Source organism: Pseudonocardia xinjiangensis, assembly GCF_012911925.1.
In the GTDB taxonomy this organism is placed as follows: Bacteria; Actinomycetota; Actinomycetes; order Mycobacteriales; family Pseudonocardiaceae; genus Pseudonocardia; species Pseudonocardia xinjiangensis.
This window is the reverse complement of record NZ_JAAXKY010000017.1, coordinates 55,666-71,389: the sequence shown is the minus strand read 5'-3', so window position 1 is coordinate 71,389 and position 15,724 is coordinate 55,666. Positions and strand designations below refer to the sequence as shown.

Sequence of the window (15,724 nt, the reverse complement as noted above, 5' to 3'; positions counted from 1 at the left end):
CACGGCAGGTGGTCCGGGCCGCGGCGGCTCGGGGGTAGCGGGAGAGGCGTCGGTGGCCGGCGGCGCGGCGGCCTCGGTGGCCGGGCCCGGCTCGACCGGCGAGGGGACCGGCTCGGCGGCAGGCGCCGGGTTCGGGTCGGCAGCGGTGGCCGGGCTCGGCTCGGTGGCCGGGGCCGGGCTCGCTTCGGCGGCAGGCGCCGGGTCCTGTTCCGGGGCCGGGGCCGGGCTCAGCTCGGCCTCCGGGGACGTGGCCGCCGCCTCGACGTCGGCTCCGGGCTCGGCGGTGGCGCCGGACCCGCCGTGGGCGAAGGACAGCGGTGAGGGGCGGGGAGCCGGGGTCTCGGTGACCTCGGTGTCGTCGGCGACCTCGGTGTCCGGGGCCGCCGGGCCGGCGGCCGCGCCGTCGACCCCCAAGGGCTCCTCCTGGACCGTGGGCCGCGTCGCTGCCGCCTGCTCGACCTCGGGGGCGGGCTCGGCCCCGCTCCCGGTGGTGGTGAGTGGCGTTTCCGTCCCCTGCTGCTCCGACACCGTCGTCCTCCTTGCTCCGGCCCACCGCGGACGGTGGGCGCCCCGCCCGCGGGCGGAGCCGTGCACAGCGACCGTCGCCGGTCCTCGTGACCGGCGGTCGTCCCGCGATTCAAACAGCTCGGGGGGCCGACCGGAACAACCTGCAGGGGCGCTACGCAGCCAGCGGCCGGTCCTGGTCGGCGAGCCGCGCCCGAACGCGCTGGTGGGAGGGCCGCGGCCTACGCTCGGAGGCGTGCTGACGTTGGTCGCCGTGCTGCCCGAGCCGCCGCTGCTCGTCCCCGAGCTGGCGACGGGCGCGGCCACCGAGTCGGCCGAGCTACGGGCTGCGTGCGTCGGCGCCGCGGCGCGGCTGGGCGCGGCCTCGGCCCGGTGGGTCGCCGTGGGCGCCGACGCGGGCGGACGGCGCACCGTGCGGCCACCGGCCCGGGGCAGCTTCGCGGGTTTCGGGGCGGACGTCGTGGTGGGTCTCGACCCGGCATCGGCCGCCGTGCCGGTCGATCCGGAGCTCCCGCTGCCGCTGCTGATCGCCGGCTGGGTGGCCGCCGCCGGGGGTGGCGCCGTCAGCATCCGGGGCGAGCTCGTCGCGCCGGACGAGGACCCACGGGCGTGCGCCGAGCTCGGCACGGCGCTCGCCGCCGAGCTCGCGGCCGACCCGGACCCGGTGGGCCTGCTGGTCGTCGGGGACGGCGCCACCACCCACACCGCGAAGGCCCCGGGATACCTCGACGAGCGCGCCGGCCCGTTCGACGCGGCGGTCGCCGCCGCTCTGCGCGACGCCGACACCGACGCGCTGGCCCACCTCGACGCCGGCCTCGCCACCGCACTGCACGTCGCCGGCCGGGCCCCGTGGCAGGTGCTCGCCGGTGCGGCCGCGGGCAGGCGCTGGCGTGGGGAGCTGACGTACTCGGCGGTCCCGTACGGGGTGGCCTACCACGTGGCGGTCTGGACGCCGCTGCCGTGAGCGCGCCACCTCTGGTCGCCGTCGTCGGCCCGACGGGGACCGGCAAGTCCGACCTGGGCCTCGCCCTGGCCGCCGAGCTGGGCGGCGAGGTGATCAACGCCGACGCGATGCAGCTCTACCGCGGGCTGGACATCGGCACGGCGAAGCTCACGCCCGCCGAACAGGCGGGGGTCCCGCACCACCTGCTCGACGTCCTCGACGTCACGGAGGTCGCGTCCGTGGCGGCCTACCAGCGCGCGGCGCGGGAGGTGGTGGAGCGGTTGCGAGCCGCAGGCCGCACCCCGGTGCTGGTGGGCGGCTCCGGCCTGTACGTGCAGGCCGTCGTCGACGAGCTGGAGTTCCCCGGCACGGATCCGGGTCTGCGGGCCGCGCTGCAGGCCGAGCTGGACGGGAGCGGGCCGCAGGCGCTGCACGCCCGGCTCGCCGAGGTCGACCCGGCTGCGGCCGCGGTGGTGCTGCCGACCAACGGCCGCCGGATCGTCCGCGCGCTGGAGGTGATCGCCCTGACCGGGCGCCCGTTCCCGGCCCGGCTGCCCACCGGCGGTGCGCCCCGCTACGACGCCGTGCTGCTCGGCCTCGACCGGGACACCGCCGAGCTGGACGTCCGCCTGGCCCGGCGGGTGGCGCGGATGTTCGCCGCCGGGCTCGTCGACGAGACCCGCGGGCTGCTCGGCCACGGCCTCCGCGACGGGCTCACCGCGTCGCGGGCACTGGGTTACCAGCAGGTCGTGGCCGCCCTCGACGGAGCAGGGGACCTCGCGTCCGCCGCCACCGACACCGTGCGGGCCACACGGCGGTTCGTGCGCCGCCAGCGCTCCTGGTTCCGCCGCGACCCCCGCATCCGGTGGCTCGACGGCGCCGCACCGGACCTGTTCGACCGGGCCGTCGCCGCGCTCCCCGCGCAAGTAGGCTCATGACGTGCAGTTCAGCAAGGGGCACGGCACGGAGAACGACTTCGTCCTGCTCCCCGACCCCGACGCCACCCTGGCCCTGACCCCGGCCAGGGTCGCCGCACTGTGCGACCGCCGCCGCGGCCTCGGCGCCGACGGCGTGCTGCGCGTGGTGCGCTGGGCCGCCCTGGAGGACGGGCCCGCGCCCGAGCCGGGCGTCGAGTGGTTCATGGACTACCGCAACGCCGACGGCACGGCCGTCGAGATGTGCGGCAACGGCGTGCGCGTCTTCGCGCGCTACCTGCAGCACGCCGGCTGGCTCGGCGGCAGCGAGACACCGGTGGGCACCCGCAGCGGCGTGCGAGTCGTCCGGATGGACCCCACCAGCCCCGACGGTGAGATCTCGGTCGACATGGGGCCTGCGATCGTCGGCGAGCACAGCACCGCGAGCGTCGACGGTGCGCTCTTTCCCGGCGTGGCCGTCGACGTCGGCAACCCCCACCTGGCGTGCGTCACCGGCCACCACATCGACGCGCTCGATCTCACCGCTGCCCCCGGCCACGACCGGGCGCTGTTCCCGCACGGGGTGAACGTCGAGTTCGTCTCCCCGCTCGTCGCGACCGGCGGGGGCTCCGACGGAGAGGTGACGATGCGCGTGCACGAGCGGGGCGTGGGGGAGACGCGCTCCTGCGGCACCGGCACGGTCGCCGCGGCCGTGGCCGCGCTGCGCGACGCCGACCGGCACACCGGCACGGTGGCCGTGCACACCCCCGGCGGCCGACTCCGGGTCACCGTCGAGGCCGCCACCACCGTGCTGCACGGGCCTGCCGTTCTCGTGGCCCACGGCGAGCTGACCAGGTCCTGGTGGGAGGCCGCCGGCCGGGAGCCCGCTCGGATGAGCAGCTGACCGCGTCCGACACGCGATGTTCCGCGTAGAAACAAACCAGACAGCCAGGGCGTTGGCATGGGAGCATGAATCCCACGATGACTGAACCCGTCCTGTCCACCACCACCGGTGACCGGCGCCCGCGCGCTGCGGATGCGCGTTCCGCTGATGCCACCCGCGGCGACCTTGAGCTCGAGGAGCGCACATCGCTCCGTCGCGTCGCCGGACTGTCCACCGAGCTCACCGACGTCACCGAGGTCGAGTACCGGCAGCTGCGTCTCGAGCGCGTCGTGCTCGTCGGAGTCTGGACCGAGGGCAGCGCCGAGCAGGCCCAGGCCTCGCTCACCGAGCTGGCGCGCCTCGCCGAGACCGCCGGTTCCGAGGTGCTCGACGGCCTGATCCAGCGCCGTTCCCGGCCCGACCCCGCCACCTTCATCGGCACCGGCAAGGTCGACGAGCTGCGCGACGCCGTGCTCTCCGCCGGCGCCGACACGGTGATCTGCGACGGTGAGCTCTCTCCCGGCCAGCTGCGCCAGCTGGAGGAGAAGCTCAAGGTCAAGGTCATCGACCGCACCGCGCTGATCCTCGACATCTTCGCCCAGCACGCCCGCTCCAAGGACGGCAAGGCGCAGGTCGAGCTGGCACAGCTGTCCTACCTCCTCCCGCGCCTGCGCGGCTGGGGCGAGGCGCTGTCGCGCCAGGTGGGTGGCCGTGCGGCAGGCGGCGTCGGGATCGGCGGCCGTGGCCCCGGTGAGACCAAGATCGAGCTCGACCGGCGCCGCATCCGCAACCGGATGGCCAAGCTGCGCCGCGAGATCTCGGGCATGAAGCAGGTGCGCGAGACCCAGCGCTGGGCGCGCAGGCGCAACGAGGTGCCGTCGGTCGCGATCGTCGGCTACACCAACGCGGGTAAGTCCAGCCTGCTCAACGCGCTCACCGACGCCGGTGTGCTCGTCGAGGACGCGCTGTTCGCCACCCTCGACCCCACCACGCGCCGCACGTCCACCTCGGACGGGCGCACGTTCACGCTCACCGACACCGTCGGGTTCGTGCGGCACCTGCCCCACCAGCTCGTCGAGGCGTTCCGGTCCACGCTCGAGGAGACGGCGGCCGCCGACCTGCTCGTGCACGTCGTCGACGCCTCCGACGCGCTCCCGGAGGACCAGATCAAGGCCGTCCGCGAGGTGCTCGTCGAGATCGGGGAGCAGAACGCGGGCTCCATGCCGCGGGAGCTGCTCGTCGTCAACAAGACGGACGCGGCGGGCGACCTGCAGCTGGCGCGCCTGCGCCACCTGCTCCCGGACGCCGTGTTCGTCTCCGCCAGGCGCGGCGACGGCGTGCAGAAGCTCCGCGAGCGGATCGCCGAGCTGCTGCCGCGCCCGGAGGTCGACGTCGAGCTGCTGCTGCCCTACGCGCAGGGCTCGCTGGTGGCGCGCGTGCACTCCGAGGGTGAGGTGCTGGCGGAGGAGCACACCCCGCACGGCACCCGGATGCACGCCAGGGTCGGCGCCGAGCTGGCCACGGCCGTACTGCCGTTCGCGCTGGTCGGAGCCCCACTCGAGGACGGTGCCGCGCGCTGATCCGGCTGCTCGTGGCCGGTGCGCTCGCGGCGTCCCTCGCCGGGGTCCCCGCACCGCAGGCTCGCTGCACCATCGACGACCCGCGGCTCGGCGAGCTGTCCGGGCTGGTCGTCGACGGTGACGCGGTGTGGGCGATGAGCGACGGCGGCCGCCGCGTCCAGCTGCACCGGCTGGACCCCTCCACCTGTGCGGTGATCGACTCGCGCACCGCCGGGGTGGACCCGTACGACCCCGAGGACCTGGCCCGCGGTCCGGACGGCTCGCTGTGGGTGGCCGACACCGGGGACAACCAGCTGCGCCGGGAGTCCGTGGCGGTGATCGTGCTGCCGCGCCGAGGGGCGGCCGAGGTGCACCGGCTGACCTATCCCGACGGCCCGCACGACGCGGAGGCCCTGCTCGTGGACGCGGCCGGCCGGCCGGTGGTGATCACCAAGGAGGTCGGCCGCCCTGCGGGTGTGTACCGCACCGCAACCCCACCCGCAGGCGAGGACCCCACCCCGCTGGTGCAGGTCGGCGAGCTGACGCTGCCGCAGTCCGCCACGGTCGGCGGACCGGTGGGCGGAGTGGGATCGCGGCTGGTCACGGGGGCCGCGGAGAACGCGGACGGCTCGGTGGTGGCGGTGCGCAGCTACACCGACGCCTGGCTCTACCCGGTGCCCGACGGCGACGTCGTCGAGGCGCTGACGGGTACGCCGGTGCAGGTGCCGCTGCCGGACGAGCCGCAGGGCGAGGCGGTGGCGTTCGAGCCCGACGGCACGCTCCTGTCCGGTTCGGAGACCCGCGTGGTGCCCGGAGAGCTCCGCGCCGTGCCGGGAGCGACGGCACTCGTGGCCGACCGGCTCCCGGCCGACACCGCTCCGCCGCCGGCGCCCGCCGCGGCGGAGGAGCCCACACCCGCATGGCAGCCCGCCGTGATCGGCGGCGGCGTCGCGGTGGGTCTGCTGCTGCTGGTGGCGGCGGCGCTGGCCGTGCGCCGCCGCTGAACCACCGGGCCCGGCCGACGGGCCCCGGGCACCCGCAGTGGGTCAGAGCCTGCGCAGTACCGCCACCACGCGGCCGAGCACGCTCGCGTCGTCACCGGGGATCGGGTCGTACGCCGGGTTGGCCGGCATGAGCCAGACGTGCCCGTCACGCCGCTTGAACGTCTTGACCGTGGCCTCGCCGTCGATCATCGCGGCGACGATCTCGCCGTTCTCCGCGACGGGCTGCTGACGCACGACGACCCAGTCGCCGTCGGTGATCGCGGCCTCGACCATCGAGTCGCCGCGGACGTTGAGCAGGAACAGGGTGCCCTCCCCGACGATCTCGCGGGGGAGCGGGAACACGCTCTCGACGGCCTGCTCGGCGAGGATCGGCCCACCGGCGGCGATGTTGCCCAGCAGCGGCACGAACGCGGGCGTCGGGCGGAGGTCGTCGGAGCCGGTGGTCTCGACCGTGGTCGCGGCCGTGGTGACCACGGCGTCGGCGACCGGCGCGTCGTCGGGCCCTCGCACGTCGACGGCGCGGGTGCGGTTGGGATCGCGGCGCAGGTACCCCTTGCGCTCCAGCGTGCGCAGCTGGTGGTGCACCGACGAGGTGGAGGTGAGACCGACGGCGTCGCCGATCTCCCGGACGCTCGGCGGGTACCCGAAGCGCTCCACCCAGTCGCGGATCACCTCGAGGACCTTGCGCTGGCGCGGAGTCAGGCCTACCGGCCCCGTCGGGGGGTCGGGAAAGGGGCTGACCTGCGCCGACTCGCCGTTCCGCGCCGCTGTGGCGCCGCCGGGTGTGTCCGGGCCGGCCTCGCTACCGGCCCCGGTGCCGGGCTCGTCCCGTGCCATTCGTCGTGCCTCCTCAGTGGTCGCCCCCGCCGGCGCGTGGTGGCTGCCGGGGGTGCGACGCGATGTCCGAGATCGTCCGTGGTGCTGTGCAGGTGTGCTCTGTCGGTGCTGTGGTGCCGGTGGTGCTCGTGCTGCAGTGGTGCCCGCGGGCCGCCGGTGCGGACGCCGTCCGAACCGGTGACGCGGGGCCACCGCCGTCGGCACGACGGTAGCCCCGATCCCGTTCTTCGCCAAACGCATGTTCGAACGACACGCCCACTTTTCTCGATTCTGTCGGTGCTCGGTGGTACACATCGTCAGGCGTTCGTTCGAACGGTTGTTTGATCGCACGGCGGCGGTGAGAGGCGGAGGCGGCGATGGACGAGCACGGGAAGATCGGACGGCCGGCCGAGGATCGAGCCTGGGGAGCACGTCGGCGCCCAGGTCGGGGAGTGTTGCGGCTCGCCGTTCAGGGGGCGGTGGCCGGGCGGCGGGGATCCGGGCCGGTGCCCGTGGCCGAGGAGGCCGTGCCGGTCGCGTCCGGCGCGCCCGGTGGGGGAGTGGTCCGGCGGATGCGCCCCGGTGGCCGGCCGAGCGCCGGGTACGGGTGGGGCGGGTCGCGGCGCGGTTCACGGGGGCCGCGCCCGGTGCGTCCGGTGGCGGTGCCGGTGATCGTGCGGCCCGCGGCGCTGCCGCGGCCGGTCTGGCCCGCTCTGCCGTCGTCCTCGGGGCCACGGCTGCTCGTCCGGCGCCCCGTGGTGGTCGAGCCGGTGTCTCCGCTGACGATCCGGGTGCGCCGGGTGCTGGGCGGTGCTGCCCTCACCGTGGCGGCCGCGGCACTCGTGGTCGGCCTCGGGCTGCTGGCCGGCACCGTGGCACAGTCCCGGGTGGGTGCGGGAGGTCCGGCGCCGGCGGTGGCCACGGTCACCGTGGGGCCCGAGGCCACCGTCCAGGATGTCGCACGCGGCGTCGCGCCGGCGGCGTCGGGAGCGCAGGTGGCGGCGCTCACGGAGCGGATCGTCACCGTCAACTCCCTCACTTCGGTGGAGCTCCGCCCCGGGCAGGTGCTGCGCGTCCCGCTGGGCTGACCCTCGGCGTCCGCCACGTCGCGCACCGCGAGGTCAGTTCCCGTTAGGTGGACGGGGTCGGCACGTATGGGGCCTCCGACTTCCCTTGCCCCTACATGTTGTGGTTACACTCGTGTTGTTCGTCCACCGGCTGGGTTTTCCGGGCGGCCAGGGCGACAACACCGTGGTGAAGGGATCGGTCCGATGCGCTGCCCGTTCTGCCGGTACTCGGACTGCCGGGTCATCGACTCCCGCGAGGTCGACGACGGTCAGGCCACGCGGCGCAGACGTTCCTGCGCCTCGTGCGGTCGCCGCTTCACCACCGTGGAGGAGGCCGTGCTCGCCGTCGTCAAGCGCAGCGGCGTCACGGAACCGTTCAGCCGCGAGAAGGTCGTCACCGGCGTCCGCCGCGCCTGCCAGGGCCGGCCCGTCGACGAGGACGCGTTGCAGCAGCTTGCGCACCGCGTGGAGGAGGCAGTCCGCGCAGGCGGCACGGCCGAGATCCCCAGCCACGAGGTCGGACTGGCCATCCTCGGTCCGCTGCGTGAGCTCGACGAGGTCGCCTACCTCCGTTTCGCGAGCGTCTACCGGTCGTTCTCCTCCATCGAGGACTTCGAGAAGGAAATCGCGGAGCTCCGCACTCCGGGCAGCGACCAGTCCGCCGACTGAACAGACGCCCGGTACCTGCCACAGGCACAGCACGGCCACCAGGCACAGCACGGCACCACCGCACCACGTCCACACGCGCAGACACATCACCAGCGCAGCCATACCGCGTACCGACGGACCCCGCCGCCGGCATCGCAGGAGAGGGAGAGCATGACCGAGACCGTCGGAACCGCGTCAGGGCGAGGGAAGAAGGGCCCCGGCAAGGCGGGCCGGCCCGCCGGCCTCACCGTCGAGCGGATCTACACCACCCCCGGTGTCCACCCGTACGACGAGGTCACCTGGGAGCGCCGCGACGTCGTCATGACCAACTGGCGCGACGGCACGGTCAACTTCGAGCAGCGCGGGGTCGAGTTCCCCGCCTCCTGGTCGGTCAACGCCACCAACATCGTCACGAGCAAGTACTTCCGCGGCGCCCCGGGGAGCCCGCAGCGGGAGTCGAGCCTGCGGCAGCTGATCGACCGGGTCGTCGGGGTGTACCGCCGCGCGGGCCTCGACAACGCCTACTTCGCCACCGAGGACGACGCGGAGATCTTCGGCCAGGAGCTCACCTGGATGCTGCTGCACCAGGTGTTCAGCTTCAACTCCCCGGTGTGGTTCAACGTCGGAACCTCAAGCCCTCAACAAGTCTCGGCGTGTTTCATCCTCGCCGTCGACGACACGATGGAGTCGATCCTCAACTGGTACCGCGAGGAGGGGCTGATCTTCAAAGGCGGCTCGGGGGCGGGGCTCAACCTCTCCCGCATCCGCTCCTCGAAGGAGCTGCTGTCCTCCGGCGGCACCGCGTCCGGCCCGGTGTCGTTCATGCGCGGCGCCGACGCCAGCGCGGGCACCATCAAGTCCGGTGGCGCCACGCGCCGCGCGGCGAAGATGGTCGTCCTCGACGTCGACCACCCCGACATCGAGGAGTTCGTCGCCACCAAGGCCAAGGAGGAGGCCAAGATCCGGGTCCTGCGCGACGCAGGCTTCGACATGGACCTCGGTGGCTCCGACATCACCTCGGTGCAGTACCAGAACGCCAACAACTCCGTGCGGGTCACCGACGAGTTCATGCGCGCCGTCGAGGCCGACGGCGAGTTCGGCCTGCGGGCCCGCATGACCGGCGAGGTCATCGAGAAGGTGGGCGCGAAGAAGCTGTTCCGCACAATCGCGCAGGCCGCGTGGGAGTGCGCCGACCCGGGCATCCAGTACGACGGCACGATCAACGACTGGCACACCTGTCCCGAGTCGGGCCGGATCTCCGCGTCCAACCCCTGCTCGGAGTACATGCACCTCGACAACTCGAGCTGCAACCTCGCCTCGCTGAACCTGCTGAAGTTCCTCGGCGACGACGGCCAGTTCGACGCGGTGCGGTTCCGCAAGGCCGTCGAGCTGATCATCACGGCGATGGACATCTCGATCTGCTTCGCCGACTTCCCCACCGAGCCGATCGCCGACACCACCCGCAAGTTCCGCCAGCTCGGTATCGGCTACGCCAACCTCGGTGCGCTCCTGATGGCCACCGGCCACGCGTACGACTCGGAGGGCGGCCAGGCACTGGCCGCGGCCATCACCTCGCTGATGACGGGCGCTGCCTACAAGCGGTCGGCCGAGCTCGCCGGCGTGGTCGGCCCCTACGAGGGCTACGCGCGCAACGCCGAGTCGCACCAGCGCGTCATGCGCAAGCACGCCGCGGCCAACGACGACGTGCGCACCTTCCCGGCGAGCAGCGCGGTCCACAAGCTCGCCACGATCACCTGGAAGGACTGCCTCGCCACAGGCGAGCGCAACGGGTGGCGCAACGCCCAGGCATCGGTGCTCGCCCCCACCGGCACCATCGGCCTGATGATGGACTGCGACACCACCGGCATCGAGCCGGACCTCGCGCTGGTCAAGTTCAAGAAGCTGGTCGGCGGCGGCTCCATGCAGATCGTCAACCAGACGGTGCCGCGCGCGCTCACGAAGCTGGGCTACCAGGGCGAGCAGGTCGAGGCCATCGTCGAGTACATCGGTGAGCACGGCCACGTGATCGACGCCCCCGGCCTGCGTCAGGAGCACTACGAGGTGTTCGACTGCGCGATGGGCGAACGCTCGATCGCGCCCATGGGCCACGTCCGGATGATGGCCGCGGTGCAGCCGTTCATGTCCGGGGCCATCTCGAAGACGGTCAACATGCCGGAGGCGGCCACCGTCGAGGACGTCGAGAAGATCTACCTGGAGGGCTGGAAGCTCGGCCTCAAGGCGCTCGCGATCTACCGCGACAACTGCAAGGTCGGCCAGCCGCTGTCGGCGGGCAAGTCGGCGAAGGCCACGCAGAAGGCCGAGGTCGCCGCCCCGGTCGAGGCGCGGCCGGTGCGCCGCAGGCTGCCCAAGAAGCGCCCCAGCGAGACGGTCTCCTTCACCGTCGGCGGGGCCGAGGGCTACCTCACCGCGGGTTCCTACCCCGACAACGGCCTCGGCGAGATCTTCGTCAAGCTGGGCAAGCAGGGTTCCACCCTCTCGGGTGTGATGGACGCGTTCTCGATGTCGATCTCGGTGGGCCTGCAGTACGGGATCCCGCTCGAGTTCTACGTCTCGAAGTTCTCCAACCTGCGCTTCGAGCCCGCCGGCATGACCGACGACCCGGACGTCCGGATCGCCACGAGCGTGCTCGACTACCTGTTCCGCCGGCTCGCGCTCGACCACCTGCCCTACGAGAAGCGCGCGCAGCTCGGCATCTTCTCCGCGGAGGAGCGCACGAAGCAGGTGGCGGGCACCGACTACTCCGCGGGTTACGGCGACGTCGACGTCGAGAGCCTGCGGTTCACGGTCGATGCCGCCCCGGCGGGCGACGAGGTGGAGCGCACCCCCGGTGCCACCCGTGCTCCCGTCGAGGTCGGCAGCTCCACCGAGCTGCTGGAGCTGCGTCTCGGCAAGGCCGCCGACGCGCCGCTGTGCATGACGTGCGGCACGAAGATGCGTCCGGCGGGTTCGTGCTACCTGTGCGAGGGCTGCGGCTCCACCAGCGGCTGCAGCTGAGACTCCTCGCGCGTCCCGGAGCCGTGCACACGGCTCCGGGGCGCGTTCGGTCAGGCTGTCCGGTCAGGTAGCTGCGCCCGGGAAGGTGTGGTGCACGGCCTCCACGTTGTTGCCGTCGAGATCCCGCAGGAACACCGCGTAGTAGCCGGGGTGGTACTCGGGCCACACCCGCGGAGCGTGCAGGATCTCCGCTCCGGTCTCCAGCGCCGCGACGTGGACCTCGTCGACCGCGGTGCGCCCGGGTGCGGTGAACGCGATGTGCACCTCCCGGCCGGACGGGGCCGTGGTGGGCCCGAGCCAGAAGTGCGGGAACCCGTCGGGGCCGGAGAGGCCCACCGCCGTGTCGCCGTCGAGACCCATGCGCATCGCCTCGCGGATGCCCAGCGGGGCGAACACCCGCAGATAGAACGCGGCGGCGGCGTCGACGTCGGTCGTCTGGATCGAGAGATGGTCGAGCAACGGGGCCTCCGGGCGTTGGTGGCCCACGGTAGCCGGAGCCACCGACGACCCCGGCCGTCTCGTCAGGTCGCGTTGCGTTCGCCGGTGGCGTGCCGTGGGCTGTTGTCCACGGAATCGGGGGCGCGCAGGAGCTCACGCCACTGCTCCGCGCTCCAGGGCGCCGGTTCGGTGGTGGCGAAGAAGCCCTCCAGGAGCGCCACGAAGCGAGCCGGGTCGCTGTGGAACGGGAAGTGCCCGGCCCCCTCGAACACCTCGAGCCTGCTGCCGGGCATCGCCTCGTGGGCACGGCGGGCGTGGGCCACGGGCACCACGGCGTCGCGCGATCCCCACACGAGGAGCGTGGGCATGCCGCGCGTGAGATAGCAGCGGTCGAGCATCGTCACCACCTGGCCGCGCCAGTCGACCACGGCCCGCAGCGTGCGGATGAAGGCGGCACGTGCGGTGGCGTCCGGGAGCGCGTCGACCATGCGGAGGAGGTCCGGGGCGTCCTGGCCGAGGCCGGAACCCATCAGCCGCAGCAGCTGCACGGCGATCCCGACCTGCAGCCGGGCGGTCGGGATGCGCAGCAGGTGCAGGAGCCCGGTGGCGCCGGGCAGTGTCATCGCCCGCAGTACCGGTGTGACGTCCAGGCCGGCGCCGCCGCTGCCCACCAGCACGAGGCGTTCCGTCCGCTCCGGGAACTGGTAGGCGAACTGCATCGCCACCCCGCCACCGAGCGAGTGCCCGACGAGCGTCGCCCGCTCCACGCCGAGCACCCCCAGCAGGTCGCGCAGGCCGTTGGCGTAGGCGGCCACGGAGTAGTCGGCCCGTGGCTTGTCGGAGCTGCCGTGCCCGAGCAGGTCGGGAGCGATCACGAGGTGCCGGCGGGCCAGCGCCGGGATGACGGGCTCCCAGGTGGCGGAGCTGTCGCCGATCCCGTGGACCAGCACCACCGGTGGGCCCTTTCCGGCCAGCCGGAAGGCCCTCCGGTAGCCGTGGACCACGCGGAACCGCAGCACGGTGTCACCGACCGGGACGAGCCGGCCGGTGTGCTGGCTGGTGCGCGTGGACATGGCCACACCGAGGGTAGGTCGGGTGTGGTGGCAGTCCGGTTACCGCAGTGTTTCGGACGGGCGGTGGCGACTCGGCCGCGGACAGGCGATGTGGTCGTGCTCGGTGCCCGGGGGAACGGGCCCGAGCAGTCGGTCACCAGCCGGCCGACGGGCGCGTCGAGGACGTGCATCCGGCCGCCGTGGTCGGCCCACGGCCCTGCCGTGGCACCCCCTGGTTCAGCGGGCCCGGGCCGCGGCCGTGTGGGCCTCGATGGCCGCTCGTCCGGCTTCGTAGCGGGCCGCGCGGATGTGTTCCTCCACCGCCGCGCGCTGCACCCGGAACGAGCGGCCGAAGCGCACTGCCGGCAGTTCTCCGCTGTGGACGAGCCGGTAGACGGTCATCTTCGAGACCCGCATTCGCTGGGCGACCTCGGCCACGGTGAGGAACGGCGCCCCGATCACGTCCGGGTGTCGGGTTCCCTCAGCAGCCATCGTGCACATCCTCCTCGTGCCCCCGTTCGGGGGCTTGTTGATCGCAGTGCGTTGGACAGTAACGGACAGGAGCGCCACTTTCGGGTGCGTCGACGATCACTGAAGAGTGGTGTTGCGTCGATCGTGTGCGCTCTGCGTATGCGTGGCCTCCCCGCCGCCCGGACAGCGGGTCGCCGGGGCGCCTATCGTCTCGGAGTGATCTGCGATGACGACCCGGACGCCGACTGGACCGCACCGGGAGTGTTCCGCTGTGCCCCTGGGGTCCATCGCATCCCGTTGCCGCTCCCGAACGACGGGCTGCGCGCGGTCAACGTGTATGCGGTGGCGGACGGCGACGGGTGGACGCTGATCGACTCGGGATGGGCGCTGGCACAGGCGGGCGACCTGCTGCAGGAGGCGCTGGCGCAGCTCGGCGCCGGCCTGGGTGACGTGCGCAGGTTCCTCGTCACCCACGTCCACCGGGACCACTACACGCAGGCCGTGGTGCTGCGCAGGCAGTTCGGCATCCGGGTCGCGCTCGGGCGGGGGGAGCAGCCCGCGCTCGAGGTGATCAACGGGCCGCGGACGGAGCCCGCGCATCTCACGCGGCTGCGCCATGCCGGTGGTCACGAGCTGCTCGCGCGCCTCGCGAAGCTGCCATCCGAACCCCACGACCCGACGGTGTGGGAGTACCCCGACGACTGGATCGACGACGGCGCGGAGATCGTCCTGGACCCGGCCCCGGACGGGAAGCGGGTGCTGCAGGCGGTGGCCACCCCCGGGCACACCCAGGGGCACCTGGTCTTCGCCGACCAAGCAGGGGAGCTGCTGTTCTCCGGTGATCACGTGCTGCCGCGGATCACTCCCTCGATCGGGTTCGAGGCGGCGCCTGCCCGCCGCCCGCTCGCCGACTTCCTCACCTCGCTCGAGCTCGTCCGGGCCAGGCCGGATGCGGCACTGCTCCCGGCCCACGGTCCGGTGGGGCGGCGCGTGCACGAACGTGTGGACAAGCTGATCGCCCACCACGCCAAGCGCCTCGACGCCACGCTCGGTGCCCTCCAGGACGGCCGCTCCACGGCGTACGAGGTGGCCGCGGCGCTGCCGTGGACCCGCCGTGACCGGCGCCTCGAGGAGCTCGACCCGTTCAACGCGATGCTCGCCACCCTGGAGACCGCAGCCCATCTCGACGTCCTGGTGGAACGGGGTGTGGTGCGGAGCGTCGAGACGGACGGCGTCAATCACTACACAACGTGATAACAATTCACTCTTCGTAGATCCCAGCGGCGACACAGGGCGTCGGCGCCCGTACGCTCTGCGCCGTGCAAGGGTTGGGTGCCGGACCGAGCAGGGTCCTCGTGCGTGCTGGGCTCGCCCTGGCGACGTGCGTGCTGGCCGTGGTCGCCGTCGTCGTCGCCACCGAGGGCGGCACCTTCCCCGGTGGTCCGGCTCCCACCGTGACGCTCGCTCCGACGGCAGCCGTCGGCTGTGACGCGGCGGGCCCCTACACCGCGCCCGAGCGGGGCAGCGTGGGTCTCCCGACCGGTGTCAGCCGGCTGTGCCGCTCCGGGCCGCTGACGGTGTCGGTGGCCGGTGCGGTGTTCGACGGCTGGGACGTGAGCGGCGGGATCGTCATCGACGCTCCGGACGTGGTGGTGCGGCGCAGCCGCGTCACCGGCGACAGCGCCACCCCCTACGGGATCGTCACCACGGCCGCCGGGTCGGTACGCATCGAGGACGTCACGCTCACCGGCGACTTCCCGGAGGCGGCGATCGGGGGCGACCGCTGGAGCGGCGAGCGGATCGAGATCGTCGGGGTGACGCACGACGGCGCCCAACTGGGGGACGGCGCGCGGCTGCGCAACAGCAGCGTGCACGACTTCGCGCCGGTGCGCGGCGGCGATGTCCACGGACTGGTGCTGCGCGGAACCGGGAGCGACGTCCTCGTGGAGGACAACCGGATCGAGCTCGGTGACGGGCCGGGGCGGGGCAGCGCCCTGTTGCTGGCTCCGGAGAAGGCAGGACAGCGCGCCGACGGTGCGATGGTGATCCGGGGCAACGTCCTCGGCGGCGGCCGCTACACCGTCCGGCAGGACTCGCCGGCCGCGATGATGACCGACGTGGCGATCACGGGCAACCGCTTCCGTCGCGGCGCCGGTGACATTCCGTTACGGGTTTCCCGCCGGGCCGTGCTCGACGACAACACCTATCTCGACGGCGGTCCACTCCCGCCACGGTGACGTGCGCCGATCCCGAGCCGTTCGGCGCGGCAACACGCCCGATCGACGTGTCTTGTTGGCCGTGTCGCGACAGACCGTGCAGACTGATCACGGTAAACGGAGCCGGGTGCTGACCCGGTTGCACGGAGCAGGTCGCCACGGCGCGAGGACGT

14 protein-coding genes and 1 pseudogene are annotated in these 15,724 nt (G+C 73.3%); 10 read left to right on the top strand and 5 right to left on the bottom strand.

The window, feature by feature from the left end:
- Positions 1–528, bottom strand: a pseudogene (locus HF577_RS08230) (hypothetical protein); the annotation flags it as partial.
- Between the two features lie 232 nt (positions 529–760).
- Between HF577_RS08230 and HF577_RS08225 the strand changes: the two are divergent.
- From HF577_RS08225 to HF577_RS08205, 5 genes are all read left to right on the top strand, one after another.
- Entirely contained in the window at positions 761–1,489 is a 729-nt protein-coding gene (locus tag HF577_RS08225) for a class III extradiol ring-cleavage dioxygenase family protein (protein ID WP_169395151.1), read from the top strand.
- A complete protein-coding gene (miaA, locus tag HF577_RS08220; RefSeq protein WP_312859011.1) occupies positions 1,486–2,406 on the top strand; it encodes a tRNA (adenosine(37)-N6)-dimethylallyltransferase MiaA in 921 nt (306 codons plus the stop codon). Before HF577_RS08225 ends, miaA begins: the two co-directional genes overlap by 4 nt.
- A 1-nt stretch (position 2,407) precedes the next feature.
- Positions 2,408–3,286 carry a diaminopimelate epimerase gene (gene dapF, locus HF577_RS08215; RefSeq protein WP_169395149.1) on the top strand — a complete coding sequence of 293 codons (879 nt, stop codon included), beginning with the start codon at positions 2,408–2,410 and terminating at the stop codon, positions 3,284–3,286.
- 77 nt (positions 3,287–3,363) lie between these two features.
- Positions 3,364–4,845, top strand: a complete 1,482-nt coding sequence (gene hflX, locus HF577_RS08210; protein ID WP_169395148.1) for a GTPase HflX — start codon at positions 3,364–3,366, stop codon at positions 4,843–4,845.
- 11 nt (positions 4,846–4,856) lie between these two features.
- Positions 4,857–5,828 (top strand): NHL repeat-containing protein, encoded by a 972-nt coding sequence (locus HF577_RS08205; protein WP_312859010.1) that lies wholly within the window; start codon positions 4,857–4,859, stop codon positions 5,826–5,828.
- Between the two features lie 42 nt (positions 5,829–5,870).
- On the opposite strand, the gene lexA is transcribed toward HF577_RS08205, so the two are convergent.
- Positions 5,871–6,665, bottom strand: a complete 795-nt coding sequence (lexA, locus tag HF577_RS08200) for a transcriptional repressor LexA (RefSeq protein WP_169395147.1) — start codon at positions 6,663–6,665, stop codon at positions 5,871–5,873.
- A 485-nt stretch (positions 6,666–7,150) separates the two neighbouring features.
- On the opposite strand from lexA, the gene HF577_RS08195 reads away from it, so the two are divergent.
- The 3 genes from HF577_RS08195 (at position 7,151) to HF577_RS08185 (ending at position 11,374) form a co-directional block, all read left to right on the top strand.
- Positions 7,151–7,732, top strand: coding sequence for a hypothetical protein (locus tag HF577_RS08195; RefSeq protein ID WP_169395146.1), 582 nt, complete (start codon positions 7,151–7,153; stop codon positions 7,730–7,732).
- A gap of 183 nt (positions 7,733–7,915) precedes the next feature.
- Positions 7,916–8,380 carry a transcriptional regulator NrdR gene (nrdR, locus tag HF577_RS08190; protein ID WP_169395145.1) on the top strand — a complete coding sequence of 155 codons (465 nt, stop codon included), beginning with the start codon at positions 7,916–7,918 and terminating at the stop codon, positions 8,378–8,380.
- Between the two features lie 150 nt (positions 8,381–8,530).
- Positions 8,531–11,374 (top strand): vitamin B12-dependent ribonucleotide reductase, encoded by a 2,844-nt coding sequence (locus HF577_RS08185; protein WP_169395144.1) that lies wholly within the window; start codon positions 8,531–8,533, stop codon positions 11,372–11,374.
- A gap of 63 nt (positions 11,375–11,437) precedes the next feature.
- Here the strand turns inward: HF577_RS08185 and HF577_RS08180 are convergent, their stop codons facing one another.
- The 3 genes from HF577_RS08180 to HF577_RS08170 form a co-directional block, all read right to left on the bottom strand.
- A complete protein-coding gene (locus HF577_RS08180) occupies positions 11,438–11,875 on the bottom strand; it encodes a VOC family protein (protein ID WP_312859009.1) in 438 nt (145 codons plus the stop codon).
- A gap of 20 nt (positions 11,876–11,895) precedes the next feature.
- Complete coding sequence (locus HF577_RS08175) at positions 11,896–12,885, bottom strand: alpha/beta fold hydrolase (RefSeq protein WP_169395143.1); 990 nt, start codon at positions 12,883–12,885, stop codon at positions 11,896–11,898.
- A 216-nt stretch (positions 12,886–13,101) separates the two neighbouring features.
- Positions 13,102–13,356, bottom strand: a complete 255-nt coding sequence (locus HF577_RS08170; protein ID WP_169395142.1) for a helix-turn-helix domain-containing protein — start codon at positions 13,354–13,356, stop codon at positions 13,102–13,104.
- A 195-nt stretch (positions 13,357–13,551) separates the two neighbouring features.
- Between HF577_RS08170 and HF577_RS08165 the strand changes: the two genes are divergently transcribed.
- The gene (locus HF577_RS08165; RefSeq protein WP_312859008.1) at positions 13,552–14,589 is read left to right on the top strand and encodes an MBL fold metallo-hydrolase; all 1,038 of its coding nucleotides are present in this window, start codon (positions 13,552–13,554) and stop codon (positions 14,587–14,589) included.
- Between the two features lie 65 nt (positions 14,590–14,654).
- Positions 14,655–15,572, top strand: coding sequence for a right-handed parallel beta-helix repeat-containing protein (locus tag HF577_RS08160; RefSeq protein WP_169395140.1), 918 nt, complete (start codon positions 14,655–14,657; stop codon positions 15,570–15,572).
- Positions 15,573–15,724 lie beyond the last annotated feature (152 nt).

Coding starts and splice junctions, on each gene's coding strand:
- hflX (WP_169395148.1), top strand. CDS start 3,364: ATGACTGAACCCGTCCTGTCCACCACCACCGGTGACCGGCGCCCGCGC.
- lexA (WP_169395147.1), bottom strand. CDS start 6,665: ATGGCACGGGACGAGCCCGGCACCGGGGCCGGTAGCGAGGCCGGCCCG.
- nrdR (WP_169395145.1), top strand. CDS start 7,916: ATGCGCTGCCCGTTCTGCCGGTACTCGGACTGCCGGGTCATCGACTCC.
- HF577_RS08185 (WP_169395144.1), top strand. CDS start 8,531: ATGACCGAGACCGTCGGAACCGCGTCAGGGCGAGGGAAGAAGGGCCCC.
- HF577_RS08175 (WP_169395143.1), bottom strand. CDS start 12,885: ATGTCCACGCGCACCAGCCAGCACACCGGCCGGCTCGTCCCGGTCGGT.
- HF577_RS08170 (WP_169395142.1), bottom strand. CDS start 13,356: ATGGCTGCTGAGGGAACCCGACACCCGGACGTGATCGGGGCGCCGTTC.